The 1,795-nt window shown below is 73.6% G+C and carries 3 protein-coding genes; 2 read left to right on the top strand and 1 reads right to left on the bottom strand.

The genetic code is table 11. The annotated features are described in order from the left end of the window. Positions 1-36 precede the first annotated feature (36 nt). Positions 37-594, bottom strand: coding sequence for a hypothetical protein (locus tag ACWF94_RS39835; RefSeq protein ID WP_453500080.1), 558 nt, complete (start codon positions 592-594; stop codon positions 37-39). A gap of 78 nt (positions 595-672) precedes the next feature. Here ACWF94_RS39835 and ACWF94_RS39830 point away from each other — a divergent pair, with 78 nt between their 5' ends. Then, positions 673-1,014: a PadR family transcriptional regulator gene (locus ACWF94_RS39830; RefSeq protein WP_453500078.1), complete on the top strand. Its 342-nt coding sequence runs from the start codon at positions 673-675 to the stop codon at positions 1,012-1,014. Then, complete coding sequence (locus ACWF94_RS39825) at positions 1,011-1,784, top strand: permease prefix domain 1-containing protein (protein WP_453500076.1); 774 nt, start codon at positions 1,011-1,013, stop codon at positions 1,782-1,784. Before ACWF94_RS39830 ends, ACWF94_RS39825 begins: the two co-directional genes overlap by 4 nt. Positions 1,785-1,795 lie beyond the last annotated feature (11 nt).

Below are 1,795 nucleotides of genomic sequence, written 5' to 3'. Positions count from 1 at the left end.
GTGTACGGCGTCGCCCGCCGGCCCGGCAGGCCGCCCTCAGGCCCCTGTGGTGGAGCCGGGCCGGACGATCATCAGGACCACGACGACGGCCCACAGCAGATTGAAGACCCCGGTGAGCGCGGAGAGCCGGGCCGCCACCGGGCGGTCTTCCCCCTCGGTGCCCCCCACCGGCATCCGTTCGAGCAGGCTCTCCTGGCGCGGGAGTATCGCCAGCGCGAGCACACCCGCGGCGACCGCGGTGAGCACGACCGACACGATCAGCCAGGCGTCGGTCAGCACGCCGAGCTTCGCCCCGGTGGCGAACCCGAACATCGGGACGGCGAGTCCCGCGATGGCGTACCCCCGGCAGATCCGGTGCAGCATCGCTGCGATCCCGGCCGCCCGGTCCCCCGTCTCCTCCCCGTCCACCGTCTCCGCGGCCACCGTCTCCCCGTCCCCCGTCTCCGCGTCCCCGACGGCAGTCTCCCCTCCGGCAGTCTCCCCTCCGGCCGCCGCCGCGCGGACGTAGCGGGGGAACAGCGAAGCGGCCACCGTGACCGGCCCGACCGTCAGGATCGACGCGAGGACATGGACGGACAACAGCAGTTTCGTCATGGCGGGCCTCTCCGGCAGGTATATCTTGGCTGCCAATAGATAGCATGCCTAGTTAATTCTTGTGTAGGCTGCCTACCCATGAGGACAGACGCGGTACGGGGACATCTGGACGGACTGCTGTTGGCCGTGCTCGAACCGGGCCCGCTGCACGGGTACGCGATCATCGCGGCGGTCCAGCACCGCAGCGGGGGCGCGCTGGAGCTGCGCACGGGGACGATCTATCCGGCGCTGCAACGGCTGGAGCGGCTCGGGCTGCTGAGCAGCGACTGGGAGTCGACGGGTGAGCGACGTCGGCGCCGCTACGAACTCACCGACGCGGGGCAGCGTGCCCTGGCCACCGAGCGGACGGCGTGGCAGGAGTTCACCGCCGCGATCGGCTCCGTGCTGAACCCGGCCGCCCCGGCCCGGCCCGCCGTATGAGCACCGCTCCGAACGGCGGCTCCACGGATGCCGCGCGGGGTTCCGTTCCGGGTGTCGCCTCGGATTCCGGTCCGGGTGTCGACCTGGATTCCGTTTCGGATGCCGCGCCGGATTCCGTTCCGGATGCCGCCGACCCCGTGGAGGAGTACGTCACGGCCCTCGCCGCCGCCGTACACGGCCCGGCCCGGGTCAAGGCCCGGATGGTCGAGGAGATCCGCGACGGACTGAGCGAGACGGTGGCGGCCCACATCCGCGCGGGGGTACCGCGCGGGCATGCCGCACGCCTGGCGGTACGGGAGTTCGGAACCGTCGCGGAGCTGGCGCCGAGCTGGCAGTCGGAACTGACCATCGCACAGACCAGGCACACCGCCCGGGCCGCCGCCCTCGCCATCCCCCTTCTCGTACTCTGCGGACTCCTGGTCCGAGGCGCGGACGGCGGGCAGGGCTGGGAACTGCGGCTGCTGACCGTCCATCTGGCCGGGGTCGCCGCCCTCGCGGGGCTGCTCGCCGCCGGGACGCTGGCGACCACCGGGTTCCTCGCCCGCCGGCGGTCCGTCCCGCCCCGGCTGCCGCTCGCCGTGGCCTGGACCGGGACCGCCACCGCGCTGGCCACCGCGCTCGCCACGCTCGGGCTGGTCACCGCATCGTTCCCCGCGCAGCACTGGCAGCTGACCGCGCTCGCCGGCGCGCTCACGGCCGGCTCCCATGCCCTGGTCGCGGGCCCGGCCCGCGCCCTGCGCCACTGCGCCCGCCTGGGCCTGCGGACCTGACGCCCTCACAC

This window comes from Streptomyces sp. NPDC055078 (assembly GCF_053607985.1).
Note: the sequence above shows the minus strand (reverse complement) of the source record. Positions and strands in the feature narration are given on the sequence as shown.